Origin of the sequence: Flavobacterium sharifuzzamanii (assembly GCF_003254585.1) — a bacterium.
In the GTDB taxonomy this organism is placed as follows: Bacteria; Bacteroidota; Bacteroidia; order Flavobacteriales; family Flavobacteriaceae; genus Flavobacterium; species Flavobacterium sharifuzzamanii.
Genome location: NZ_QJGZ01000041.1, coordinates 110,621 through 136,988, shown reverse-complemented (window position 1 = coordinate 136,988; position 26,368 = coordinate 110,621). Strand labels below are relative to the sequence as shown.

Below are 26,368 nucleotides of genomic sequence, written 5' to 3'. Positions count from 1 at the left end.
AAAAAACCTCAAATCAGAAGCAAAAAAACTTCCTCTAAAAGCAAAAAGCAAACCATAATTTGGTCAGTATCCCTCACAAATAAATTCGTTTTTTTCACTGCTTTTGATCAATAACAACTCAAAAAAACTATTAGCACAGTTCCATTTAACGCTCATTTTTTGGTGCGTTTGATAATACTTTAAAAAAAGTATACAACACTTAACACTTTAAAAATATAAACTAAAAATTCAAAAACATGAAAAATAAAATATTCACATTAACAGATTTCGAAATAGAAAAAATTGATACAAAAACACAAAGACTTATTAAAGGAGGAGGTAATGACGCCACTGATCCGGCTACACCAAGCGATCCTTTGAAAACTAATGGTGGAGGAAACGGTTAACTAACATCTTAAACAGTAAAATACAAATAAATCAATCCCAAAAAGAATACATGAAAACTAAAACATTAACATTCAAAGATTTCGAATTAGAAAAAATAGACATAAAAACTCAAAGAGTTATTCGAGGAGGTGAGGAAACTATTGATCCGCCCATTATAAGCTATCCCATAAAAACTAATGGCGGAGGAAACGGCTGATTCTCATTTGCAAATACACAAGGTAAAAAACAACTAAAAAAATTTAAATCATGAAAACTAAAATATTGACATTCAAAGATTTCGAACTAGAAAAAATAGACACAAAAACTCAAAGAATTATTCGCGGAGGGGAAAATGAAACTGTTGATCCGCCTGTTGTAAGCTATCCTATTAAAACCAATGGCGCAGGAAACGGCTGATTCTCATTTGCAGATACACAATGTAAAAAACAACTAAAAAAATTTAAATCATGAAAACTAAAATATTGACATTCAAAGATTTTGAACTAGAAAAAATAGACCCTAAAACTCAAAGAATTATTCGAGGAGGTGAGGAAACTATTGATCCGCCCGTTATAAGCTATCCAATAAAAACTAATGGCGGAGGAAATGGTTAATAATTCAGCTTTAAATATTGTTCGCAAATTGAGCTGGAGATACTCCAGTTCTTTTGCGAAACGATTTTGCAAATGATACTGCATTTTTAAAACCAACACTTTCTGCAATTGCCTGAGTCGAATATTTGCGGTACAAATGATTTGTAATCATCTGATTAATAACATAATTAATCTTTAATTCATTTGAATATTCTCCAAAAGATTTTCCGAATCGTTTATTGACCACATAAGATAAATAAGTCGTATTGGTTTTTATTTTTTTAGCAACATACGAAAGCGTAAAATCAGCATTTAAGTATTCCAGTTTTTCTTCTAAGGCCAATAATTTTTCCACAATTTTATTTTCTTTTGCCTCATCAATACTAAGATTTGCATTTTCCTTTTTAAGCTGACCATCTTCTAGTTCTGGAAGCTCTTCCACAACTATAGTTTTTTCTAATGCTGCCTTTTCGATTTCTGCTTTTTCAATTTCCTTTTTCTCAAGATTAGCTTTAAATTCTTCAATTAAAGAATTCATTTTTTTCTGAGCTTTATTTTTATCTCTAATATTTTTAATTAGGAAAAATACAATCCCGACAACCAAAATAACATAGAAGACTTTTAGGGCTTTATTCCATAAAACCTCATATTTATACTTCTCCTGAATGCTCAACATCTCATCGCTCAGATTCGCAGTTCCTAATTTATAATTAACTTCTAAAGCTTCTTCTCGCAATTGTCCTTCATATTTTTCATAAGAATCTAAATAAATTTTAGAATGCTTAAAAGCTAATTCAGGTTCGTTTTGAATATTATAAATTTTGGCTTGAATATAATTGGACTGAAAATAACTCATATCTATTTTCTTTTCCTTTAGGTAAAGAGAATCGACTTTTTTCAAGAAAATTAAAGCTTTATCGTATTTTTTTTGAGAATAATAGAGGTCTCCTAAATTATAATTTGCAGTCTTATAATAACTTTCATCATTATTTTGCTTCGCATACATCGAAATATCAAAGTAAGCTTTCTCTGCATTTTTAAAATCTTTTTTTAACAAATAGATATTTCCCAGACTTAAAGTAGCTGTCATTTTATTATCTATATAGTTTTGCGAATAGGTTATCGCCCTTTTATAATAGTATTCAGCCGAATCTAGCAAAACTGACTTATTTCGGTTCTTCATGTAATAACCTTCATAGACGTTTCCTAAATTGGTATAAATATTACTTTTACTGTTTTGGAATTGATCTTTTTCATAAAGACTTTCATTCTTATCCAAAAAATCACTGTTCTGTCTAAGGTTTTTAACAGCAAGTTCGTAATTGCCCACAGCTTCATTAACTAAAGCAATATTACTTTTAAACTTTACGGTTTGAATAACATCTTTAGTTTTAATAGAAAGTTTAATTCCCTCCTGATAATTACTGAGAGCATTACTAAAATTTCGTCTTTTCCATTCTGTTAATCCTCTATAATTATATAGGTAAGCTCTAAGATTTGTTTTTTGAACAGATTCTGGAAGTTTGTTATAATGAGCTAATGCCTTGGCAAACCATTCATCGCATTTAGCTCTATCATTTTTTAATTGATAAAGATAAGATCCCGCCCCGTAAGCAAAAGCTATATGTTCATCATTGTTAGATTTCTTTAATTCAGCTGCATATTCAAGCCCCTGGTCAAAATTACCATTCATGCTAAAACGGATTTTATCCTGTAATTCTAAGTACTTTTGCTCCGTGAATTCCTCTCTGTTTTGAGCAGTCCCACTAGAAAATATTATTAGTAAAAAGAAAAAAGAGATGATTAGCCTCATTAAGTTTATTTTTGGTATTCAAAAATAGTCTATAAATTATCAAAAAACTACAATTAATTTGCCAAATTCCTATTAATTTTATTTTTACAGTAAAAAAATATAACAATTTAACCTGTATTTGTTATATTTTTATTATGTAAATTTGCTTTGCTAAAAATTAGAAAACATGAAACCAGACCTATTTCAATCTCCAGATTATTTTAACCTAGACGATTTACTATCAGACGAACATAAATTGGTTCGCGAATCTGCTCGTGCTTGGGTAAAAAAAGAAGTTTCTCCTATTATAGAAGAATATGCTCAAAAGGCAGAATTTCCTAAACAAATTATTAAAGGTCTTGGAGAAATCGGTGGTTTCGGACCTTATATTCCTGTAGAATACGGTGGTGCGGGATTAGACCAAATTTCTTATGGTTTAATTATGCAAGAAATCGAAAGAGGCGATTCTGGTGTAAGATCTACCTCATCTGTTCAATCTTCGCTAGTAATGTATCCAATCTGGAAATATGGAAACGAAGAACAGAGAATGAAATATCTGCCAAAACTTGCTACTGGCGAATATATAGGCTGTTTTGGTTTAACTGAGCCAGATCATGGTTCTGATCCTGGAAGTATGATTACCAATTTTAAAGATATGGGAGATTACTATCTTTTAAATGGTGCCAAAATGTGGATTTCTAATGCTCCTTTTGCTGATATTGCAATTGTTTGGGCTAAAAACGAAGAAGGCAGAATTCATGGTTTAATTGTAGAACGCGGCATGGAAGGTTTTACAACTCCAGAAACTCACAATAAATGGTCACTTCGTGCATCTGCAACTGGAGAATTAATTTTTGATAATGTAAAAGTTCCAAAAGAAAACCTTTTACCAAATAAATCTGGTCTTGGCGCTCCGCTTGGCTGTTTAGATTCTGCTCGTTACGGAATTGCTTGGGGGGCAATTGGTGCTGCAATGGATTGTTATGATACCGCTTTAAGATATTCAAAAGAAAGAATTCAGTTTGGAAAACCAATTGGAGGAACTCAATTACAGCAGAAAAAACTAGCTGAAATGATCACTGAAATCACAAAAGCACAATTATTAACCTGGCGTTTAGGAGTTTTAAGAAATGAAGGCAGAGCAACAACTGCCCAGATTTCTATGGCAAAACGCAACAACGTTAATATGGCAATCAATATCGCCAGAGAAGCAAGACAAATGCTCGGAGGTATGGGGATTACAGGCGAATACTCTATTATGCGCCACATGATGAACCTTGAAAGTGTTATTACTTATGAGGGAACTCACGACATACATTTATTGATAACAGGAATGGATGTGACTGGAATTCCAGCATTTAAATAATCTGTAATTATTAAAATATACATAAAATCAATGCGAAAAGCTTCTTCTTGACGGAGAAGCTTTTTATCTTTGCATCAAAATTTTTTCACAAATGAATATCGAAACGATAAACAAAAGCATACAACCTCAAAAAGATCAACTTTTAAAACATTCCTTATACAATAAGATTCAAAATATAGACGACCTACACTGTTTTTTAGAAACTCACGTTTTTGCTGTTTGGGATTTCATGTCATTATTAAAAGCTTTACAAGCTAAACTTACTTGTACTACAACACCATGGTTTGCTACAAAAAATCCTGGAACGCGTTATTTAATTAACGAAATTGTCTTGGCAGAAGAAACCGATTTAACACTAGACGGAAGAAGACAAAGCCACTACGAGATGTATCTTGAAGCAATGGAAGCTTGTGGTGCTAATACAACAGGAATTTTAAGCTTTTTATCAGAAGTGACTTCTCTGCACAATATATTCGTGGCAATTAAACAAAGTTCACTTCATCCAAATGTGAAAGCTTTTCTTGATTTTACTTTTAGAGTAATCGAAGAAGGAAAACCGCACGAAATTGCAGCAGCATTTACTTTCGGAAGAGAAGATCTTATTCCGAGTATGTTTACAGAAATTTTGAAAAACTTTCAAAAGAATCTTCCTGAAACCGATTTGACAAAATTGTTATACTATTTTGAAAGACATATCGAACTAGATGCTGATGAACATGGTCCGATGGCTATGACAATGATTACAGAATTATGTGAAGACGATGCACAAAAATGGAAAGAAGTAGAAGAAGTTTCGATTCTTGCTCTAGAAAAACGTATCGCTCTTTGGGATGCCATTGAAGAAGAAATCGTGATGAAAACCGAAATGGTTTAAAAATAAAATAAGTTCTTTAAAAAATTCCAATAACTTAACTGTTTCAACAAACAACTAAGTTATTGGAATTTTGTTTTTCATACCTTTGACATTCAACCTGTTGAAAAACACTTTCAAATGAAAATTATCGATTTCATTCCAACAGAACAGTTAAAGTCTTTTATTAAGACTTACAGAATTATCGAAAGCGAAGACGAATTGACAAACAGGGTTTTGCCTAGCACTTCGCTAGCAATTGCTTTTCGCTGCAAAGGCAGCATTAACTACATTAAAGAAAATCAGCACGATAAACTGCCCGTTTCTACAATTTCAGGTATTCGCAAATCAGTGCGATTAATTAATTATGCAAAAGATACGGCAACTCTTGTCGTTCAATTTAAAGAAGCTGGCGCTAAAGCCTTCTTTAAAGAACCGCTTCATGAATTATTTGAAGAAAGTGTTTCGCTCGACAACTTTATTCCGCAGCAAAAAATTGCCGTTATCGAAGAACTATTAGCGGAAGCGAAAACCAACAATCAAAAAATTGCGATTATAGAACAGTTTCTTTTATCAAGACTCCACAATTACAAACCCGACGATTTAATCTCTGCCGCCATTAACATTATACAATCCAAAAAAGGCATTGTTAAAATAAAAGAACTTGCCGACGCACTCTTTATCAGTCAAGATGCATTTGAGAAAAGATTCCGAAAAACAATTGGGTCTTCTCCAAAACAATTTTGCTATGTTGTACGTATAAAATCAATTATTGATCACAAACAAAAAAAACAAAACCTCATCGATCTGGCTTTTGACGCGGGTTATTTTGACCAGTCTCACTTTAATAAAGACTTTAAATTGTTTACAGGACAAACTCCAACAGAGTTTTTCAACTTTCCTTCATTTTGGTAAATCAATGATTTTTTACAATGATTTGGTTTTGACAATTCTGAATTTTACATCAATAAAAACAGAAATTATGAAAACAAATCTTTTAATCTCAATTGTCTTTTTGACCTTATTCAGCTATAGAACAAATGCTCAATCAACAGCTATCAATTCAGAAATTAAACCTAAAAAATCAGAAACCATGCAGCAAATTTTTATCGATAAATTTATTGTTCCCGAAAAATCAAAACAAGAATTTTTAGAACGAGTACGCATCAATCGAAACTTCATAAAACATTTAAACGGATTTGTAAATGACAATGCTTATGAACGTATTGACGAAAATGGCAATTTAATTTACATCACAATTGCGGTTTGGGAAAATGAAATGGTCTTGAAAAGCGCAAAAGAAGCAGTCCAGGATGAGTACAAAAAAGAAGGTTTTAATATCTCTGAAATGTTCACAAGATTAAACATCGTCATGGAAAGAAATATTTACAGAGAAGCCGCAAAACCGTAACCAGCCATTTAACGTAACTATTTGTTTAAGATGTTCACAAACCTAATTTGCCAAAATTATGAAACCACATTTCAAACAAATAGTTATTGTTATACTCAGCATATTTTTATTGAGCTGTAGCGCTGAGCAATCAGATTCTGAGAACAATTCGGTTCCTCCTGCAACAACTCCGCCAAATGAAGAAGTTCCTACAACCCCAATTTCAAAATCCATAAATTATCTCGCTTTAGGAGATAGTTATACCATTGGACAAAGCGTCTGCGAAACTTGTCGCTATCCTGAACAGCTCAAAGCTAAATTACAGACAATTTATCCCGAAACCGCTTTTTCATTAAAAGTCATTGCAACAACAGGATGGACAACTGCTAATTTAATTTCTGCAATTGATTCTCAAAATCCAGAATCCAATTATGATTTGGTTACACTTTTAATTGGCGTCAACAATCAATATCAGCATCTAGATTTTTCGATTTACGAAAAAGAATTTCCACAATTGCTCAATAAGGCAATTGCATTGGCAAAAGGCAACAACAAAAATGTGATTGTTCTTTCGATTCCAGATTATACCTATACTCCATTTGCTGCCAACTATAGCGATTCAAACCGAATGAAAATTTCTAACGAGATAAATCAGTATAACAGTTTTGCAGAGAATTGCTGTATCTCCAGAAATGTTGCATTTATTTCAATTACCGACATTACGAGACAAGGTCTTAACAATCCGAGTTTAGTTGCTTCAGACGGTCTGCATCCTTCTGAAACTGCTTATAAGATGTTTGTCGAGAGAATGATTCCTCAGGTTAAAACTGCTTTGCAGAAATAAATTAGTTTTACAATTAGTAAAATATTTTAAAACAAAATAAAGGTACCTTTGTATGTTGCTATAAATTAATTTGACATGCAGGTTTCTGTTCCGAAAGATTTATTACCCTATATCAAGCATTATCTATTTTTAGATAATACTGAAACTGCTATGCAAAAATTCCGTTTATTTTCAGACGGAAATACTGGTCTCGTATTTTCTTTAAAAAGCAAACTTATTTCTAGTATTACTAAACATGAAATAAAAGAATATCTGCCTTCTTCATTTTTATATGGACAACTCAATGGTTTTAAAGATCTTTATTCTGAAAATGAAATAACCTTGATTATTGTAGTTTTTCAGCCCAACGGAATCCATCAATTATTAGGAATTCCTGCCAACGAATTTCACGATGCTATCATTCCTGTTGAAGATATCTTTAATCATGAGATTATTGAATTACAAGAGAAGCTATCAGAGCAAAATAATCAAACTCGTGTTGAACTATTAAATCATTTTTTCAAATCACTGATTGCATCAAAATCGGCTTCAAATCAATTCATAATTAATCATTCTTTAAACTTTATCATTAACAATAAAGGACAATTTTCTATAAAACAATTAGTAGAATATACAGGTTATACTGAAAGGCATTTGGAAAGAAAGTTCAAAGAATGCATTGGATTAAATCCGAAGAAATTTGGAAACGTTGTAAGGCTGCATCATTTTTTAAAACTATTAAAAAACAAACCTAACGATGCTAATATAACAGCAATTTGTTATGACACTGGTTTTTCTGACCAATCTCATTTAATTAAAGAATTTAAAAAACATACGGGAATTACTCCAACAGAATATGTTTACAATACTGGGAAATTAACCAACAATCTCATTAAAAGAACATTTTAAAATGTCGGTTTTATACAATTTCTAGGATATTGCCCTCACTATTTTTGATCAAAATTAATAGTGCACAATATGAAAAATCTAAAAATAGCCACAGCTCAGTTTGAAAACAAAAGCGGAGATAAGAACTATAACTTATCTGTAATCGAAAAACTTTCTCAAAAGGCTTCTGATGAAAACTGCGATGTGATTTCTTTTCACGAATGTTCTATAACTGGATATACATTTGCAAGGAATTTATCAAAAGAACAAATGCTAGACTTGGCAGAATTGATTCCGAGTGGCGAAAGCATTCTAAAATTAATAGAAATTGCCAAAAACAATAACATTGTAATATTGGCGGGACTTTTCGAAAAAGACGAAAACGATAATCTATTCAAAGCTTATGTTTGTGTCGATAAAAATGGTTTAGTCGCCAAATATCGAAAATTGCATCCGTTTATAAATCCGTATTTAACGCCTGGAGATCGTTATTGTATTTTTGAAATTGAAGGCTGGAAATGCGGTATTTTAATTTGTTATGACAATAATATTATCGAGAATGTACGCGCTACAAAACTTCTAGGAGCCGATATTATTTTTATGCCTCACGTTACGATGTGCACACCTTCGACCCGACCTGGCGCTGGTTTTGTGGCACCACAGCTTTGGGAAAACCGAGAAACAGATCCAACTTCGCTGCGATTAGAATTTGACGGAATGAAAGGCCGTGATTGGCTAATGAAATGGCTTCCGGCAAGAGCATACGACAATGCTGTTTATGCCATCTTTTCTAACCCAATTGGTATGGACGATGATCAATTAAAAAACGGCTGTTCGATGATTATTGATCCTTTTGGAGATATTTTGGCAGAATGCCGCACTTTTGATGATTCTTTCACAACGGCTGTGCTTACGCCAGAAAAATGTATTCAGGCTGGAGGAAATCGGTATATAAAAGCTCGAAGACCAGAATTGTACAGAGATATTATTGGACAAGATCATCAATCAGAGCAAAATGTGGTTTGGTTGGACTCTGATAAGAAAATATAAATTAAACGTTTGTTTTCTATTTAATTAATCAGCTGAAAAACTGTATTTTTGCATATATATTGAAAGCTGTATCTTACAAAAAAAGCCTGTTTTTTACCAAAATATTATTTTTCTTTAAGATTTTAAATACCTTTGAAGTATGAGCACAACAACAAAACCAAGTCATATAGGAAGAAAAATCAGCCGAATTCGCGAGCTGAAAGACATGAAGCAAGAAGCTTTGGCACAAGCTTTAGGAATGAGTCAACAAAGTGTTTCTGCTATGGAAAACAGCGAAACCGTAGACGAAGAAAAACTAAAAGAAGTCGCAAAAGCATTTGGAATGACTGTTGAAGCCATTAAAAACTTTTCGGAAGAAGCCGTTATTAATTATTTTAATAATATTTATGATAATGAAATTAATGGTAGTATTGTTGCTCCACAATCTAATCATTGCACATTCAACCCATTAGACAAATTGGTTGAAGTTTACGAGGAAAACAAAAAACTTTACGAACGTTTATTGCAATCTGAAAAGGATAAAAATGAGTATTTGGAGAAGTTGTTGAACGGGAAATAAACAGTTTTATAAAATATAATGCATTGTAAAAAGAGATTTCAGGTTTGAAATCTCTTTTTTGTTTTACACCTTTTTTAAAAATTAATCATTGAAAAAAGTATCAATAAAATTCAAAAATTTACTCAAAATTGTATCTCCAACTGTTGCGCGCTGTAAAATAGACGGCTGATTTTCTAAAACAGCAACAACTTCTTGTTTAGTTGGAATTCGTTGTGAGAATAAATAATCTTCTGTCAATTTTTTTAACTTATCTGCATTTAACTTTTCATCGGTTACAAATTGATTAAAAGCTTTTTGCTGCTCAACAATCATAAAACTATTATATCCTTCCTCAATATTGTTTTCATCAATCAAAGGAAGATTTTCTTCGATAAAACGTTCTATTAATTCGCGTTTACTTCTCAATTTCACATCTCCCGAAACTAAATCAAGTATTTCTTTTTGTTTCTTTTCTTTTTCTGCAAATGTGATTCCTTTTAATTTGGCTAATAAAGTGAGAATATAAGTTACCGTAATATCGTCACGATGAATTAATTCTAGTTCAAAATCGACTTCGTTTAAGATAGAAGTTTTTACTTTTTTTCCTTTATCAGATAAATCTAAATACTTGGATTTATAATCATCAAATTCTTGTTCGTCCAAATCAATATCTTCAAAGGTAAAATCAACAAATGAGCTGATAATATTTTTTAATCGAATGACTTCTCTAAAAGCTTTTACAAATTCCAGCTCTTCTTCCTCTGTATACAAATCATCAACAGATTCAGAAGTTGGAACAACGCTTTTTAATTTTTCGTAAGCTTCATTTATATCCTCAATATATTTTTCATACGGTTGCAAAATGATAACTTCTTTAGCTTGTTTATCCGAAAATAAAGCAATCGCATCGTCTGTTGCTTTTTTAAGATTTCTAAAAACCACAATATTTCCCTGCGATTTCTTATCTCCTAAAATTCTATTTGTTCTAGAATACGCCTGAATTAACCCGTGGTATTTTAAATTTTTATCTACAAACAAAGTATTCAACGATTTGCTATCGAAACCAGTCAAAAACATATTAACTACAAATAACAAATCGACTTGCTTATTGCGTACTTTTTGCGCAATATCTTTATAATAACTGTAAAATGATTCACTGCTTTTGGTTGTCCAGTTTGATCCAAAAGTTTTATTATATTCTTCAATATAATTTTCCAGTTTATCTCTTTTATGAAAAGAATTATAATCATCGCGCTCGTCTCTATCAGCAACACTATTAAAATCTTGTTCATCAAAATCTGTAACATCACTTATCATTTCGTCATTGGTTCCAAAACTAAAAATCGTTGCCATTTTTAAGTCATGTTTTCCTTCTTTTTTGAGCTTTAAAAATAGATCGTAATACTTAATGAGCATTTCTACACTGCTGACACAAAACATCGCTGTAAAGGTTTTATTTTGTGTTTTAATAGGATGCTGCTGAATGATATAGTTAGCTATTTTTTCAATTCGTTCGTTGCTTTCCAGTAATTCCTGTGTATCTATGGCTTCAACCTCAATATCTATTTCATTTTGCGAATCTTGTTTCTCTCTATATCTACCAACATATTCAACCGAAAAACGCAATACGTTTTCGTCTTTAATCGCATCTGTAATTACATAACTATGCAATTGTTCTCCAAATAAACTGGCTGTAGTTTGGTTTTGCTTATTTTTAGATAAAGCATTTTTTTCAAATATTGGAGTTCCAGTAAAACCAAACATTTGATAATTCTCAAAATATTGGGTTATTCTTTTGTGCGTATCGCCAAACTGACTGCGATGACATTCGTCAAAAATAAAAACAATCTTTTTGTCTTTTAGATTGTTCATCGTTTTAAGATGATGCTCTCGCGTCGTGGCATTGTACAACTTTTGAATAGTCGTAACAATCAACTTATTGTTGTTGTCATTAAATTGACGAACTAAGTTTTTAGTATTATTAGTCGGGTCAATGCAATCTGGTTTAAAAGCGTTAAACTCTTTTGCGGTTTGATAATCTAAATCTTGCCTGTCTACGCAAAAAACAACTTTGTCTACTTTTGGCAATTGCGATAATATCTGACTGGCTTTAAAAGAAGTCAATGTTTTACCCGAACCTGTCGTATGCCAGATATAACCGTTTTTATTGGAGTTTTTAACTCGGTCAATAATGCGTTCTACAGCATAAAATTGATATGGACGCAAAACCATCAGCATTTTATCTGTATCGTGCAGAACAATATATTTAGTAATCATTTTAGACAAATGACATTTTTCTAAAAACACATTGGCAAAATCTTCGAGCTTAGAAATGCGTTTGTTATTATCGTCTGTCCAGAAAAAAGTCTGTTTGAAATCAGGTTTTTTGTTTCCGAAATTGCTGAAGTATTTTGTATTTACACCATTACTGATAATAAACAACTGCACAAAATTGAACAAACCCGTATTTGCCGAAAACGAATGCTTTTGATAACGATCAATTTGATTATATGCTTCTTTTAATTCCAGTCCGGTTTTCTTTAATTCTATTTGAACCAAAGGCAAACCGTTTATTAAAATTGTAACATCGTAGCGGTTTTTGTAAGTTCCTTCAACTGTAATTTGATTGGTTACCTGATATTCATTCTGACACCAGAAATCCATATTCAGGAATTCAATATACACCAATTCGTTCGCTTCATTCCTGAAAGCAAACTTATCCCGAAGTAATAATGCTTTTTCAAAAACATTATTCGTCTTGGTTAAATGATTTAAAATTTGTTTGAAATCGCTATCCGAAAACACTTTATTGTTGTGCTTTTCTAATTGATTTTTAAGATTAACCAACAAATCTGCTTCATCTAAAATGGTTACTTTTTCATAACCATTTGAAGTTAATTGATGGATTAAATTTTGCTCTAAAATTAATTCGGATTGTGATGTCATATCTTGTAAATAGTTCGGGATTCTTGATAAATCTCGAAGAATTAAAAAGTCTTACCATTATTGTTAAACGAAAATAGGGAGATTTTGACAAAATCTCCCTATTTTTTACCTTTTATAAAAATTCTTACCTAAAGTTTAAACAAACATTTGCTGTAACAACCCTTTTTTATATTCCTGCGTATCTTCTATTTGTGTTACCACCAAAGCAATCTTTTCATCTGTCGCCGAAAGAAAATTGGCGATTTTGGTTTGTTCTTTTATACAAGGGAAAATCAATAATAAACTTTCTATTGATGCTTTATTAATCCCTTGTTGAGCTGCGCCTCCTGCCATAGATAAAATTAAATTTTGATTATAAAGTAAAGTGTAAAATAAAAATTTTGAAAAATAGCTATCATTTGGCTCAAAACCCGCAATTGACTGATTTCCACAACTTTCAAAAGTCAAGAAACCCATTTTTCCTAAAGTCGCCCCAGTCATAGCTAATAACACCGTATTTTCTTTCATTAATTTAGCAGAACTATTCTTAAGTCCAATTTTAGTAATGCTTTTTTTAGCTACCGATACTATACCATTATTTAATTCTCCTGAAGATAGCCAAGGGATATCACCATTCCAATATGTCTCTTTTGAAGTACTTGGGGTTCCACCCACAATTACATTTGTTAAATCAGAAATCGTTTTCTCCTCCCAATCCTCAAAATCATTCCCATCATCATCTTTAAATCGAATCTCCTGATTAAAGATTTTCTGCATCATGCCTTTTTTGTATTCTTCTAAAAGTGTTTTTTTTTCTTTTAATAAATTGATTTTTTCATCTATTGAAGAAAGGAAATTGGAGATTTTGGTTTGTTCCTCGAATAGAGGAACTGATAATTTAACATTCAACAAAATATTCTGAGAGATATTTGTCTGAGAAGTTGCTAAGCCACTTGATTTACTTACTATTTGATTTTTAATATTTTCAAGAGATAGTAAAATAGAAATAAATTTGCTAGAATAATTTTCATTAGTTCTTAGTCTGATCAATTTATCGGATAACATCAATTTTGGTCGAACTCTATCAACATGAACGGAAACTCCAACTCTATTAGTCGGGCCTGCTCTTGTTATTAAAATATCATTTGCAACTACTTCTATATTTTCTTTTGGCTTAAGTTTTATTGGTAACTTTTTATTTTCATTTTCATTAAAGCCTTCCCAAACTACTGAAGTTGTTTTTAACACTCCCCATTCATTTATATCTGACGAATAATCTTCACATTGAGGACTCCATCCTGAATCAATAGACTTTATTGTATCATTAATTTTCTTTAATTTCCAATCCCCTTCAAACTCAGGAAACCGTAATTTTGGCTGTAAAGTTTCCATCTTAAAAAGGGGTTTTTATATTCAACTCTGCACAAAAAGAAGCAATTGTTTTATCAACCGTTTCCATTTTATGGTCTATACTTTGTAATTTTTCTGCAATCGCATTTACATCAATACTTTCGGCTTCTTCAAAAGTATTGACATAACGAGGAATATTCAGGTTGTAATCGTTGGCTTTTACTTGTTCTAAAGTCACCAAGTTTGAGTATTTCTCGATTATTGCTCGGGATTGGTAAGTACTTACAATTTTATTGATATGTTCATCGCGCAGTACATTTTGGTTTTTTACTTTTTCAAAATCGTTGCTGGCATCAATAAACAAAATATCATCCGGGTTTTCTTTGCATTTTTTAAATACTAAAATACAAGTCGGTATACTGGTGCCGTAAAATAAATTGGGAGGAAGGCCAATAATAGCATCTACATAATTTCGATCTTCTATTAAAAATTTACGAATATGGCCTTCGGCTGCACCTCGAAACAAAACACCATGCGGTGCAATACACGCCATAATTCCGTTATCATCCAAATGATGTATCATGTGCTGTATAAAAGCAAAATCGGCTTTGGTTGCCGGCGCCAGTCTTCCGTATTGCGAAAAACGTTCTTCATTAGAAAATAACGGGTTCGCACTCCACTTTGCAGAAAACGGAGGATTGGCAACAATAGCTTCAAATTTAAATCCGTCGTGTTGTGGTCTTTCGAGTGTATCTTCGTGTTTAATATCAAATTTATGATAATTAACATCGTGTAGAATCATGTTCATTCGAGCCAAATTGTAAGTTGTACGGTTTTGTTCCTGTCCATAAAAATGGCCAATTGAATCAATCCCGTCCACTTCTTTTGCCACACGAAGCAATAAAGAACCACTTCCGCAAGTTGGATCGTAAACCGATTTTAGTTTGCTTTTTTTAGTGGTTACAATTTTTGCCAAAATAGTTGAAACTTGCTGCGGAGTATAAAACTCTCCTGCTTTTTGGCCGGCTCCTGCTGCAAATTGTGCAATAAGATATTCATAAGCATCTCCCAAACCATCGCTTGTACTATCAAAATCAATCGCATCTAGAGCTGTTAATATTTTTACAATAACATCGTTTCTGTCTTTTGTAGTACGTCCAATTTTTGTTGAGTTTAAATCGATATCATAAAAAAGTTGGTCAAAATCATCCTGGCTTTCAGAACCCATTGTGCTTTTTTCGATATTGCTTAAAACAGCCGCTAAATCTTCTAATATAAATGTACTTTGTATCTGCTCTTCATCATCTTCATTAATTACTTTAGCATTCCCTTTTTTTGCCAGATTACTAAACAATTCAGATGGTTTTAGAAAATATCCTAAAGCATCAACAGTTGCCTCTTTTAAAGCATCTAAAATTTGTTTTCCGTGTTCGCTTTCTTCATCAATTTCAGCAAAAATCAAATTATCTGGCTGTAAAAACTCATTTGCTTTTTTCTCCAGTTTTTCAGAAAGATATTTGTAAAAAATAAAACCTAATATATAATCCTGAAATTGGTTAGCACTGATTTTACCACGTAAAATATTGGCAATAGCCCAGAGTTTTTGTTCCAGAAGTTTTTTTTGATCCTCAGACATTTTGTTGTTTATTTGGTAATTGGAGAAAGTTAATAAAAAACCCCGAAATACAGATTCCGAGGTTTCATATTATTTGAGTTTAATTTGCAGAGAAGAAGGGATTCGAACCCTCGATACAGTTACCCATATACTAGCTTTCCAGGCTAGCTCCTTAAACCACTCGGACACCTCTCTATTTGGTCTGCAAATAACACAAAAAAAATCGAGTTTAAAAAGTAAAATTAAGTTTCGTTTATACTTTTTCGAAATTCTTCCATAAACAATTTAACTGCCTTCTTTTGATAACTGCCAATCGTTAGCATAAACGAATCTCTTTTGGTTACAACTCCTGTAATCTGAATGGCTTTAAGGCTATGCTCCCAACCTTTCAATGCTTTTTCGGCTACAATAGTTGCCCAATCACTATTTTCTACCATTTGCAGTAAAGCATGAATCGAATTTAACTCTATCGAAATTTTCGGATTCATATTGTGTTTTGCAAACAACAATTCAACATATTCTCTCGAATTGGAACCTTTTCCCGGAAGAATTAGCGGCACTTCATCTAATTTCTTAAAGGGTATTTTTTCTAATTCAGCCAAAGAGTTCGATTTTGAAACCGCCATAACCATGTTTGAGGTAAACAAAGGCACTTTCTGAATTGGAGGACCAATTTCGTGTGATGAAATTACTAGAACCAAATCCAGTTCATTATTAATCAGTTTTTGTTCTAAAGCTTCTGTAGTACCGTATTCTACAACTATTCTTAAATTCAGATATCTTTTGGCAAATGCATTTACAACGGGCAAAATCAATAATCCGAAAATATAGGTTACGCCAATTCGGAGTTCTCCGCCAATCATTTCGTTCAAATCTTCAATAGCCTGTTTTCCGTTTTCAACATTTTCGACCACTTTTTTGGCATGAATCAGAAAAACAGCGCCCGCTTCTGTCAATTGCACTTTTTTGCCAATTCGCTTAAACAATGGCATTCCAAGTTCTTCTTCGAGTTTTTTAATTTGCTGTGAAAGCCCCGATTGCGTTACAAAACACAATTCAGCTGCTTTTGTAAAATGCAAAACCTCAGCAGTTTTAATAAAATATTGCAGTTGATAGATTTCCATATTGATAAGTTTTACTACTTATTATCAGTAAAATTATTAATTTTTCTAATGAAATCATAATCCCGACCTTTGTATCAAATAATTAAGATCATGTTTAAAGCCTTAAAATCAAAAAATTTCAAGTTATTCTTTTACGGACAATCTGTTTCGGTTATCGGAACCTGGATGCAGAAAACCGCCGTAAGCTGGATGGTTTACAGCATAACAGGATCGGTCTTTTTATTGGGTTTAGCCACTTTTTTAAGTATGATTCCGTCTTTGTTTCTCGCACCACTTGCGGGAAGTATTATTGGACGTTACGACAGACATAAAACCATTTTGTTTTTACAATCTCTCGCTATGCTTCAGGCGGGAACTTTAGCATTGCTCATTTATCTTAAAATTTACAACATCAATTTTATTCTGGCTTTGAGCTTAATTCAAGGAATTATCAATGCTTTTGATATGACTTGCCGCCAGACTATGATGATTGATATTGTCGACAATAAAGAAGATCTTCCAAACGCAGTCGCACTTAACTCAACCATGAACAATTTTGCCCGAATTGCAGGTCCTGCGCTTGCCGGAATCATTCTGCATCAATATGGAGAAGATATCTGTTTTATCGGGAATTTTGTGAGTTACGTACCTGTTTTGATTTCGCTAATGATGATGAAAATTACACCTCATATCAAAGCCGAAAACAAGCTTAAAATGCTAGACGATCTTATAGAAGGTTTGGATTATGTGAAAAAAGAAACCGAAATGGCAAGAATGCTTTTGATGTTAACTTGCAGCAGTTTATTCGTAATTTCATTTAATACTTTGATGCCTGTTTTCGCAAAAGATATTTTTAGCGGTAATGCCGAAACTTTCAGTTGGTTTGAGAGCGCTGCAGGAATTGGTTCTGTTATATCAGCAATTTATTTGGCCAATTTAAAATCAGCTGAAAATATGGGGAAATTAATGATTGCTGCCAGTCTATTATTAGGTTTCAGTATCATTATTTTGGCTATTTCAAGTAGTATTACAATTGCGTTAATCTGTATGACTTTGAGCGGAATCGGGATGATGGGACAAACTTCATCTATCAACATTTATATTCAGACCCACAGTATTGTTAGCATGCGTTCTAGAAGCATCAGTTATTATATGATGGCTTATCAAGGAATGATTCCTGTGGGAAGTTTAATTATTGGTTATGTTTCTCATTCGCTTGGCGTAAGAACTACTGTTGCCATTCAGGGAATTATTTGTATTCTTTCTGTAATTGTTTATGTGTATTACAAGAAACATAAAGCAACCGAAGAAGACTTGGAAACTTGCCCGGTTCCATATCAAAATTCTAAAAACTAAATTCCAATTTCCCACAGTCTTGTCATCCTGACGAAGGAAGGATTACACTAGTAATTCCGCATGCTAATGAACTAATCTTTATCGAGCTTCTCGCGAAGATTTCTCCTTCGTCGAAATGACAAACTGAACGTTTAATCCATTAAAAACAAACCCGACAGGTTTTAAAACCTGTCGGGTTTCGCTATCTTAACGTTGCCGAGTTTCTTGTGTGATCCTTCCTTCGTCAGGATGACAAACTACGCGGTTAAGCGAAATTTTTAATAAAATTTTCAATAAAAAAATCCCAAATTCCAACTTTAGATCTTGGAATTTGGGATTTGGGATTTAAAAATATTGGAATTTTTATTTAAAGAGAGATTTCCCCGCGAAGTGCTGTTTCAAAAATATCTTTAAACTCGTTTTGCGGAATATTATGCCCTAACAAATACATTAATTTTGTAATTGCCGCTTCTGTCGTGATATCTTTTCCTGAAATAACTCCTAGCGATTTTAAAGCAGTACTGGTTTCATATTGCCCCATATTTACGCTTCCGCCTGAACATTGCGTTACGTTTACGATATGCATTCCAGATTTGATGGCTTTTTCTATTAAGTTTAAAAACCAATCTTCGGTTGGTGCATTTCCAGAACCGTAAGTTTCGAGAATAATTCCTCTTAAACCTTTGGTTTCAAGGATTGAAGCCAAAACAATTTCGCTCATTCCAGGGAACATTTTTATAATGGCAACGTGATTGTCCAAATTCTTATGAACGATCAGTTTTGCGTCTTTATTTACAGGAAGAAATAAATGTCTGTTTAATGTTAAATGAACACCAGATTCTACCAATTCAGGATAATTTGGCGCTGTAAAAGCTTTGAAATGTTCTGCATTTACTTTAGAAGTTCGGTTTCCGCGATACAATTTGTATTCAAAATATAAACAGACTTCTGTAATAACTGGTTTTCCATTTTCCTGAAGAGAAGCAATCTGAATTGCTGTAATTAGGTTTTCTTTGGCATCGGTGCGCAAATCTCCAATTGGCAATTGCGAACCTGTAAACACAACTGGTTTTGCTAAATTCTCGAGCATAAAACTCAATGCCGAAGCCGAATACGACATAGTATCTGATCCGTGAAGGACAACAAATCCGTCGTAAGCGTTGTAATTTTCCTCGATAATTGCGGCAATCTTGGTCCACATTTCGGGATTCATATTTGAAGAATCTATTGGATGTTCGAACGAAATTGATTCTATTTCACATTCCAATTGTTTGATTTCGGGAATTTTCTGGATTAGTTTACCAAAATTGAAAGCTTTTAGTGCTCCTGTTTCAAAATCTTTGCTCATACCGATGGTTCCTCCGGTATAAACCAATAATATTTTTGCTTTAGATGACATCTTGGTATTTTAATTTGTTGACAACAGGATTTGCATACATAGCTAAAAATCCTTGTCTTGTCACAGGATTATCACTTCCGATACGCATTTCTAAACGACGCTCAAAAAGCTGTTTTTCACTTTCTTTGTACTTGTCAGCAAATCTATCTGCCTCGTTTAAAATATCGTAAGCAATAAAGTTTGTTGGCCATAATTGGTAGTTTTTCAAGATAACATCATCAATAGTCTGCGCCAATGCTTGAACCTGTTTGTTTACATTATCATTTTCTGCCACAATCTGATCGATTTCAGTGTCTAAAACATCGCCTACCGAAATGTGTATTCTCTTTTTGGTTCCCATGATACCGCTAATGATATTCATGAAATCTTCGTTTTTATCTTTTACATACACTTCGTTGTTTGCTTCTGCCATTAATTGTGGCATTTTTAAAACATCTGTTGGATCGTATTCGTATGAAATAGAAACAGGAACTATTTTTAATTTCTTAAAATAATCCATTAAGTTTTCTTCATCAGAACCCATTCCAATCATTTTTAAAACTCCTGGATTGGTTTCGTCATTTCCATCTTTTGTTCTTCCTTCTCTCTGAGCAATCCAAACCGAACGGTTTTCGCGAAGCAGTAATTGTCCCATATATTCAGACAATAATTTTGAACTTTGAAGCATTTCTCTAGGCGATAAACCTCTTAAAACTAAAAAGTTTCGGTTTAATTTTGCCAAAGTTGCCAGAAAAGCTTTTTTAACCAAATTGTCTCCAATTGCCGAAGCTGTCATTACTAAACCATGTTCAAATAAACAGACATTTAGCAATGTAGTATCTAGAAGAATATCTCTATGATTTGAGATAAATAGATAAGAAGTATTTGGTTCCAGTTTTTCAAAACCTGAAGTCGTTAATCCTTCAGAGCTTTTTTCTAAAACTTTCTGGATAGTGTTATAAATAAAGTTGCATTGAAAATCACGAATCGAGTGTGTTTTCTTCAATTGCTCCTTCCAAACCTCATCTTCTACATCCGGAAAAGTAAAGTTCATCATGGTTTTCATCATAGGATGATTGACCACAGCATGAAGTGCTTCATTTATTTCGGAATCATAAAACGGTCGAATGGCATCAAATTTCTGCATTATTTATAATTGTTTAAAGTGGGCAAAAGAACAAAAAAAAAATTAAAGTTTTGTAAGGCTCAGGTTAAATCCCAAAAACGTCTTTTGAGTTTTGGGTGGTAATTGCTGCAATTTCTTCTGCAGAAACTCCATACACATCACTCAACTTAGCTATAACGTTGACCAAATAACTGCTTTCATTTCTTTTTCCTCTATACGGAATCGGTGCTAAATACGGTGAATCTGTCTCCAAAACAATATGCTTTAAATCGATTTGATTTAAAAACTGATCGATTTTTCCGTTCTTAAAAGTAACAACCCCGCCTATCCCTAATTTCATTTTGTAAGAAATTGCGCGTTCTGCTTGTTCTAAAGTTCCGGAAAAACAATGAAAAATCCCAAACAAATCTTCAGATTTTTCTTCTTCTAATACTTCAAAAATTTCATCAAATGCTTCACGGCAATGAATTACGATTGGCAATTTGTACTGTTTTGCCAGCTGAATTTGCCTCTTAAAAGCAATTTGCTGTTCTTTTAAATGCGTTTTATCCCAATACAAATCGATTCCGATTTCGCCAACTGCATAGAATTTTCTTTTAGACAATTCTGCTTCCACATGCGCCAATTCGTCCAGATAATTATCTTTCACGTAAGTGGGATGCAAACCCATCATTAGAAATATATTTTCAGGATAATTTCTTTCTAAATCGTACATAGATTGAGTTGCCGCAGCATCAATTGCAGGAATAAAAAAACGTGTAATTCCGGCATCAATAGCACGCTGAATCATTTCGTCACGATCCTGATCAAACTCTTCAGAATATAAGTGCGTGTGGGTATCGGTAATAATGGGTGTTGAATTCAAGGCTGTAATTTTAAAGTGCCAAAATTACGACAATATTAAAAGAATAGCAATTTCGTAGAGATTAAGGGACGCGGATTTAACGGATTTACTTCGTAAAAACGCAGATGAAAACGGATTTTTTTTGAATTAAAAAAGAAAAAACCTCTGTCGAAGTTTAAAACTTTAACAGAGGTTTGAATAATAACAACCTATTTTTTATCATTCTGAAGAACAAAGGATCTCACAAGAAGCTTCGAGGAGAAAACCCCCATTTTTTCTCTCGATCAGCTAGTGCGATCCCTCGTTCTTCAGTACAACAGACAGGGTTATTTTCCTGTTTCTATATATAGCAAAGCGCGTTCCAAAACCTCATCTTTGCCTTGTTGAATACCTAAAATTGTTGGTTTTATTTCAATATCGGGTACAATTCCTATACGTTGTGTTTCTCTACCATCTGGGTAATAAACGCCAATTCCTGAAAAGCCCGTATGAAATCCATTAAAATCAAATTCAAACACATTACCATCTGCTCCAGCTGTCTGACTTCCTATTATTGTGGTATTTCCAGCTGTTTGAAAACACATCGCTGTCCATTCTGATTGGCTTATAGAATTCTCATCCAATAATACAATCACTTTTCCTTTATAATGGTCTTTATTCTCAAACCCTGCATTTCTTCCCTCCGTCCAATAGTATTTTCCTGGATAGTTTAAATAGGGATAAGTATAAATCACAAATTTCTCTTCGTTAGCATTTAGAAAGTCTGAAATTACTTTATAAGTGCCTAGCGGATAATTTCTTATATCAAAAACAATTGCTTTTGTATTTTTTAAAGCTTCAACCATATCTGGAATGTTTTTGGGTTTTATCACTCCCATATTAACATAGCCTATATTATTGTTGAGCAGTTTAAATTTATCTTTCTTTTTTTGAGCTCCTTTTTTATATTCATTTCGGTGCGAATCATGATAATTAAACCAAATCATTGACTTTGTTTCGTATTTTCCATCTTTAAAAAATTCTACGTTTACCTTTTCAGATTCGCTCATTAAAATTGTGCGCAGAACTTTATCCAGAAAAGCAACCTCATTTGAAGCAGAAACAATATCCCTTTTCTCTTCAATAATTTCCTTGATGCTTTTATCATTTATTTTAGTAATTACTGTCCCAATTTTAATACCATCTGCCTCAGCAAGACTGTCTCCTAAAATCTCTGTGATTACAAGTTTTTCTTCTATTATTTTGCCCGTTGCCGGAAAAAAATAAAAACTCTTTTTTTCTGTTGCTACAGACGGATATATATGAAATTCAACATGGCTATCATCTAGTTTTGCCGCTGTTTTTCTTAATACCTTATAAAATTCTTCTGGAGTATTCGACTGAATAACAGAGGGGAGGACTTCATTTAAGGTCAAATCCCATTTCTGATCCATTATGTACTTATAAGGAAAATAATATTCTACTAAATTCCAATATGCATATAACATTAAAAGCTTTGCGTTTTTGTCTGTGTAATCTAGATTAAAATAATTCTTTAAGTTTTTAAAACCGTCAAAACTTGGCCCAAATTCCTCATCACTCTGAAACCTATTTTCTTCAATAAATTTTAATTTCTTCGAAAGCTTTTTAGAGAACAACTTATTATTAAACCAACTCAGATCAAAATTCTTATCAAAAAACTTAACGTCTTTTGGCGCAACAATCGGCGCTGTTTCTTTTACTGGTCCTAAATCATCAATCCAGTTTTCTAAGATTAATGAAAACTCTTCTTTCGTTTGGGCTTTTTCAATTTTTGGCAATTTTTCTAAAAGCTGATTATCCCAATTCAATTCTCCACTGGCAATTTTGGGATGATAATATTTTAAGAATCCCCAAACTTTGCAAGTTGCTGCCAGTTTTTCTGTCTGCGTAATCTTATTCAAACCAAAAATGGTCTGAGTGAAAACAAGAATAAAAATCAGTACAACTTTTTTCATAGCTTTTTTGGTTAGCTTAAATTGTTTTTGGAACAAGTTCTTGTAAAAAGAAAATCGAATTTAGAACTAAAATTCCAAATTCGATTGAGGTTTCCCGTAAACGGATAAAATTTTTCTTAATAATTAGAATTTAATCCAATTCTTCTAAAAGCTGTTCGACTTCATCATAATCTTCATAGTCTTGCGAAATAGTCTGTAAAATGGCTTTACACTCGTCATATTTTCCTTGTTTTAGTTTAGACAAAGCCAGATTCCATTTTGCTTTTTCTTTATAAACAGAATTTCCTGCTTCCAATTCTTTGAAAATATTTTCTGCTTTTACGTATTTGCCAACTTGCAATAATGAAACGGCGTAGAAATATTTAATCTCTTCTGAATTGTTTTCTTTCAGAATCATTTCAAAAATCGGAATAGCAGTTTCATATCTTCTTCCATTGAAATTATTCTCTGCTTGTTTTAAAATAGCTTCAGACACGCCTCTTTCTGTAAAATAAGCACTTTCTGGATGGTTGTAATCTTCAAAATTAGGATAGTGTTTATAATCGAAGAAAAACAATCCGAACATAATAATTACTGATGCTGCCGCTGCAAAATACCACGGTTTAAGCGAAACTACTTTATTTTGTTTCTTATGGAAATATTTATCTGAAATTCTAGTCAGGTTTTCTTTAAAGATTTCTCTCTCCTGTTCTTGTCCAAATTTATTTTCCAGTTGAAAATGCATTTCTTTGAAACTTTCAAATTCCGAAGCCAGTTCAGCATCTTCAGACAATTGTTTCTCAAAATTGTGTTTTTCATCAACGGTCAGTTCGCCTTGAAGATATTGGTCAAATAATATATAGCGTTCTTCGTTCATGATTAATTGTTTTTTAAAGAGTTAAAATTTTTCGCTTCTTGAATCCACTTTGTTAACTGGCCCACGCACAAAGATTTCTTTTTTCGGACATAGCCATAAGTTACGTTAAGCTTTTCGGCTACTTCTTCCATCGATTTTAGAGAAAAACTGAGTTTCAGAACTTCTTGACATTTCTCTCCTAGTTTCTGGAACATCGTTTCAAAAAGTTTCTGTTTTTCATCAAATTCTTCGGCTTGCGCAACCAATTCGTGAGCAGATTCATTAATAGATACTACATTCTCATAAATTGTTACCCCTTTATTGGCAGAATTTTTCAACTCGTTAAGCCATCGTCTTTTGCACAATAAGAAAAAATAGGCATCAAACGGACAGGTTAAAAAAAGTTTACCGGCTTTCGCCTGATTAAAAAGCAGAATCATGATTTCCTGAACCACGTCCTGAGCTTGATCTTTATCTCCAGAGTTATTGGTGATAAACTGAACTACTTTGGGCGCAAATTTTTTATATATCATTTCGATAATCACTGAATCGTTTGCAGCAAGTCCGTCGATATATTTTTGATCAGGATGAATTTTATTTTGATCCATAAAAAAACATTTTACAGCTAATTTAAAAAAAAGAATCCTAAAAATTTTCAAAAATAAGAGGTAACAATATTACAATCAATTGTATATAACGAAATAAAAGTCTTTTAAAAACCTTTAAAAAATTAAAAGAAATGGAAAGTTATCAATTTATAGATGAAAAAAACGTAGATCGGTTTTACGAAATAATCGCTGCCAAAACGCGCAATGGTTTTGTAATTACAGAACAAAATGAGAAGCTGCCCTATGTGGTTTTGTCTAAAGAAAAGAAAACCATAAATCATGTTTTTCATTTATTTCTCAGCATCATCACTTTTGGTTTCTGGACGATTGTCTGGCTTTATCTTATTCTGAAATTCTCTCGTAAAAAAGACATTTTAGTCGCTGTAGATGAAGATGGAAATCTATTTGAAGACAAATGCATTTCTGCTTAAAACAAAAAAATGGGTAACAAATTTTCTGCTTAGTTGATATAGCAATATACAAGCCTCTTAAAAATATTTTTAGAAAAGAAGGGTAACAAAATCAAACCCGAATTGATTTAACTAAAAATTAATTAACCAAATCTGAAAATCACCTGAAAAAATTTCAGAACAGATTTATAAAAACTAGAAAATTATGAAAACAAATTTTAAAAAAATCGGACTTTTAATAGTAGCTATGGCAACTTTCGCAAGTTGCGACAATAGTGACGGAGAAGATATCAAACTTTCACCTCCTACTTCGGGTGCGTTTAAAAGCATTAACGAAAAAGGAGTAAAAAGAAACACGCAAAATTTTACCATGACCGCAGGAAATGGTGTTGTGACCTTGACTTCAGCAAAGGGTGTAAAACTTTCCATTAACGGAGATTGCTTGACCAAAAACGGAAATCCAGTAACAGGACAAGTTGATATAGAATACATCGAACTTTTTGATAAAGGAAATATGTTGGTTACCAATAAACCAACTATGGGAATTACAGCAGACGGAAAGAAAAATCTTTTGATTTCTGGAGGAGAATTCTTCATCAAAGCAACTCAGGGAGGAGTCGAGTTAAAAACTTCGTGCAGTATGAACATGATTGTTCCTACCGCATTGACAAATGGTTTTGATAACTTAATGACTTTATGGACTGGAGTTATTGATGAAGATGGTGAATTGGCTTGGAGAGAAGCAAAAGCAAATGCTGACGGAACCGGAGGAAAAGGTGGCGTACAAGGCGAAGGAAATAATTATTATGTCACTTTTGGCAACTTCGGATGGACAAATGTAGACCGTTTTTACAGCGATCCAAGACCAAAAACAACTATTTTGGTTGATGTGCCAGATGGATACAATAATACAAATAGTGCAGTTTATCTTTCTTATGATGGAGAAGGCACAAATGCTCTTGCTAAACTGGATACGTTTACTGCTGAAGGTTTGTTTAGCGAGCATTACGGTCAAATTCCAATTGGATTAGCTTGCCACATCATTTTTGCAACTGAAGATAATGGCAACTGGCGCTATGCTATAAAGGGAGTGACTATTTCTGCAAATTCAGTTTACAACTTTACTTTAGCCGAAACAACAGTCGGTACAGAAGCTCAACTGGTTGCTGCAATTAATGCCATACAGTAACTTCTAAATGCTTTTTTT

The 26,368-nt window shown here is 32.8% G+C and carries 26 protein-coding genes and 1 tRNA gene; 15 read left to right on the top strand and 12 right to left on the bottom strand.

All coding sequences use genetic code 11. The features are described from left to right. The first annotated feature begins 236 nt into the window (after positions 1–236). Genes DMA14_RS22785 through DMA14_RS22770 form a run of 4 tightly spaced genes read left to right on the top strand, consistent with a single transcriptional unit; the run spans position 237 to position 980 of the window. On the top strand, positions 237–386 hold the full coding sequence (locus DMA14_RS22785) for a hypothetical protein (protein ID WP_157957734.1): 150 nt from the start codon (positions 237–239) through the stop codon (positions 384–386). A 50-nt stretch (positions 387–436) separates the two neighbouring features. Next, positions 437–583, top strand: a complete 147-nt coding sequence (locus DMA14_RS22780) for a hypothetical protein (RefSeq protein ID WP_157957733.1) — start codon at positions 437–439, stop codon at positions 581–583. Positions 584–633: 50 nt separating this feature from the next. Further along, entirely contained in the window at positions 634–783 is a 150-nt protein-coding gene (locus DMA14_RS22775; RefSeq protein ID WP_157957732.1) for a hypothetical protein, read from the top strand. A 50-nt stretch (positions 784–833) separates the two neighbouring features. After that, on the top strand, positions 834–980 hold the full coding sequence (locus tag DMA14_RS22770; protein ID WP_157957731.1) for a hypothetical protein: 147 nt from the start codon (positions 834–836) through the stop codon (positions 978–980). A 10-nt stretch (positions 981–990) separates the two neighbouring features. Here DMA14_RS22770 and DMA14_RS17855 read toward each other — a convergent pair whose 3' ends face one another. After that, positions 991–2,772, bottom strand: a complete 1,782-nt coding sequence (locus DMA14_RS17855) for an AraC family transcriptional regulator (RefSeq protein WP_111425935.1) — start codon at positions 2,770–2,772, stop codon at positions 991–993. Positions 2,773–2,938: 166 nt separating this feature from the next. Here DMA14_RS17855 and DMA14_RS17850 point away from each other — a divergent pair, with 166 nt between their 5' ends. The 8 genes from DMA14_RS17850 (at position 2,939) to DMA14_RS17815 (ending at position 9,677) form a co-directional block, all read left to right on the top strand. Further along, positions 2,939–4,117 carry an acyl-CoA dehydrogenase family protein gene (locus DMA14_RS17850; protein WP_111425934.1) on the top strand — a complete coding sequence of 393 codons (1,179 nt, stop codon included), beginning with the start codon at positions 2,939–2,941 and terminating at the stop codon, positions 4,115–4,117. A gap of 91 nt (positions 4,118–4,208) precedes the next feature. Beyond that, positions 4,209–4,991: a DUF3050 domain-containing protein gene (locus tag DMA14_RS17845; protein ID WP_111425933.1), complete on the top strand. Its 783-nt coding sequence runs from the start codon at positions 4,209–4,211 to the stop codon at positions 4,989–4,991. Between the two features lie 117 nt (positions 4,992–5,108). Further along, positions 5,109–5,882 (top strand): helix-turn-helix domain-containing protein, encoded by a 774-nt coding sequence (locus DMA14_RS17840; protein ID WP_111425932.1) that lies wholly within the window; start codon positions 5,109–5,111, stop codon positions 5,880–5,882. Positions 5,883–5,949: 67 nt separating this feature from the next. Then, the gene (locus DMA14_RS17835) at positions 5,950–6,378 is read left to right on the top strand and encodes a hypothetical protein (protein WP_111426234.1); all 429 of its coding nucleotides are present in this window, start codon (positions 5,950–5,952) and stop codon (positions 6,376–6,378) included. A gap of 58 nt (positions 6,379–6,436) precedes the next feature. Then, positions 6,437–7,201 (top strand): SGNH/GDSL hydrolase family protein, encoded by a 765-nt coding sequence (locus DMA14_RS17830; RefSeq protein ID WP_111425931.1) that lies wholly within the window; start codon positions 6,437–6,439, stop codon positions 7,199–7,201. Positions 7,202–7,276: 75 nt separating this feature from the next. Then, positions 7,277–8,089 carry a helix-turn-helix domain-containing protein gene (locus DMA14_RS17825; protein WP_111425930.1) on the top strand — a complete coding sequence of 271 codons (813 nt, stop codon included), beginning with the start codon at positions 7,277–7,279 and terminating at the stop codon, positions 8,087–8,089. Between the two features lie 69 nt (positions 8,090–8,158). Next, positions 8,159–9,118 carry a nitrilase family protein gene (locus DMA14_RS17820; protein ID WP_111425929.1) on the top strand — a complete coding sequence of 320 codons (960 nt, stop codon included), beginning with the start codon at positions 8,159–8,161 and terminating at the stop codon, positions 9,116–9,118. A 139-nt stretch (positions 9,119–9,257) separates the two neighbouring features. Then, positions 9,258–9,677 (top strand): helix-turn-helix domain-containing protein, encoded by a 420-nt coding sequence (locus tag DMA14_RS17815; protein ID WP_111425928.1) that lies wholly within the window; start codon positions 9,258–9,260, stop codon positions 9,675–9,677. Positions 9,678–9,758: 81 nt separating this feature from the next. Here DMA14_RS17815 and DMA14_RS17810 read toward each other — a convergent pair whose 3' ends face one another. The 5 genes from DMA14_RS17810 to DMA14_RS17790 form a co-directional block, all read right to left on the bottom strand. Further along, complete coding sequence (locus tag DMA14_RS17810; RefSeq protein WP_111425927.1) at positions 9,759–12,602, bottom strand: type I restriction endonuclease subunit R; 2,844 nt, start codon at positions 12,600–12,602, stop codon at positions 9,759–9,761. A gap of 135 nt (positions 12,603–12,737) precedes the next feature. Further along, positions 12,738–13,973, bottom strand: coding sequence for a restriction endonuclease subunit S (locus DMA14_RS17805; RefSeq protein ID WP_111425926.1), 1,236 nt, complete (start codon positions 13,971–13,973; stop codon positions 12,738–12,740). 1 nt (position 13,974) lies between these two features. Continuing rightward, positions 13,975–15,567: a type I restriction-modification system subunit M gene (locus DMA14_RS17800; RefSeq protein ID WP_111425925.1), complete on the bottom strand. Its 1,593-nt coding sequence runs from the start codon at positions 15,565–15,567 to the stop codon at positions 13,975–13,977. Between the two features lie 87 nt (positions 15,568–15,654). Then, a tRNA-Ser gene (locus DMA14_RS17795) sits at positions 15,655–15,741 on the bottom strand. A 47-nt stretch (positions 15,742–15,788) separates the two neighbouring features. Beyond that, complete coding sequence (locus DMA14_RS17790) at positions 15,789–16,670, bottom strand: LysR substrate-binding domain-containing protein (RefSeq protein WP_111425924.1); 882 nt, start codon at positions 16,668–16,670, stop codon at positions 15,789–15,791. 90 nt (positions 16,671–16,760) lie between these two features. On the opposite strand from DMA14_RS17790, the gene DMA14_RS17785 reads away from it, so the two are divergent. Beyond that, complete coding sequence (locus tag DMA14_RS17785; protein WP_111425923.1) at positions 16,761–18,005, top strand: MFS transporter; 1,245 nt, start codon at positions 16,761–16,763, stop codon at positions 18,003–18,005. Between the two features lie 346 nt (positions 18,006–18,351). Here the strand turns inward: DMA14_RS17785 and DMA14_RS17780 are convergent, their stop codons facing one another. From DMA14_RS17780 to DMA14_RS17755, 6 genes are all read right to left on the bottom strand, one after another. Beyond that, on the bottom strand, positions 18,352–19,383 hold the full coding sequence (locus tag DMA14_RS17780) for an asparaginase (protein WP_111425922.1): 1,032 nt from the start codon (positions 19,381–19,383) through the stop codon (positions 18,352–18,354). Continuing rightward, positions 19,373–20,509 carry a 1-acyl-sn-glycerol-3-phosphate acyltransferase gene (locus DMA14_RS17775; protein ID WP_111425921.1) on the bottom strand — a complete coding sequence of 379 codons (1,137 nt, stop codon included), beginning with the start codon at positions 20,507–20,509 and terminating at the stop codon, positions 19,373–19,375. The genes DMA14_RS17780 and DMA14_RS17775 overlap by 11 nt, the downstream gene beginning before the upstream one ends. A gap of 64 nt (positions 20,510–20,573) precedes the next feature. Continuing rightward, entirely contained in the window at positions 20,574–21,353 is a 780-nt protein-coding gene (locus tag DMA14_RS17770; protein WP_111425920.1) for a TatD family hydrolase, read from the bottom strand. 305 nt (positions 21,354–21,658) lie between these two features. After that, positions 21,659–23,308, bottom strand: a complete 1,650-nt coding sequence (locus DMA14_RS17765) for a S41 family peptidase (protein WP_111426233.1) — start codon at positions 23,306–23,308, stop codon at positions 21,659–21,661. A 130-nt stretch (positions 23,309–23,438) separates the two neighbouring features. Beyond that, on the bottom strand, positions 23,439–24,164 hold the full coding sequence (locus DMA14_RS17760; protein WP_111425919.1) for a tetratricopeptide repeat protein: 726 nt from the start codon (positions 24,162–24,164) through the stop codon (positions 23,439–23,441). A 2-nt stretch (positions 24,165–24,166) separates the two neighbouring features. Next, entirely contained in the window at positions 24,167–24,751 is a 585-nt protein-coding gene (locus tag DMA14_RS17755) for an RNA polymerase sigma factor (RefSeq protein WP_111425918.1), read from the bottom strand. Positions 24,752–24,882: 131 nt separating this feature from the next. Here DMA14_RS17755 and DMA14_RS17750 point away from each other — a divergent pair, with 131 nt between their 5' ends. Then, complete coding sequence (locus DMA14_RS17750) at positions 24,883–25,182, top strand: hypothetical protein (RefSeq protein ID WP_111425917.1); 300 nt, start codon at positions 24,883–24,885, stop codon at positions 25,180–25,182. Positions 25,183–25,366: 184 nt separating this feature from the next. Then, positions 25,367–26,350: a hypothetical protein gene (locus DMA14_RS17745; protein ID WP_111425916.1), complete on the top strand. Its 984-nt coding sequence runs from the start codon at positions 25,367–25,369 to the stop codon at positions 26,348–26,350. The last annotated feature ends 18 nt before the right edge of the window (positions 26,351–26,368 follow it).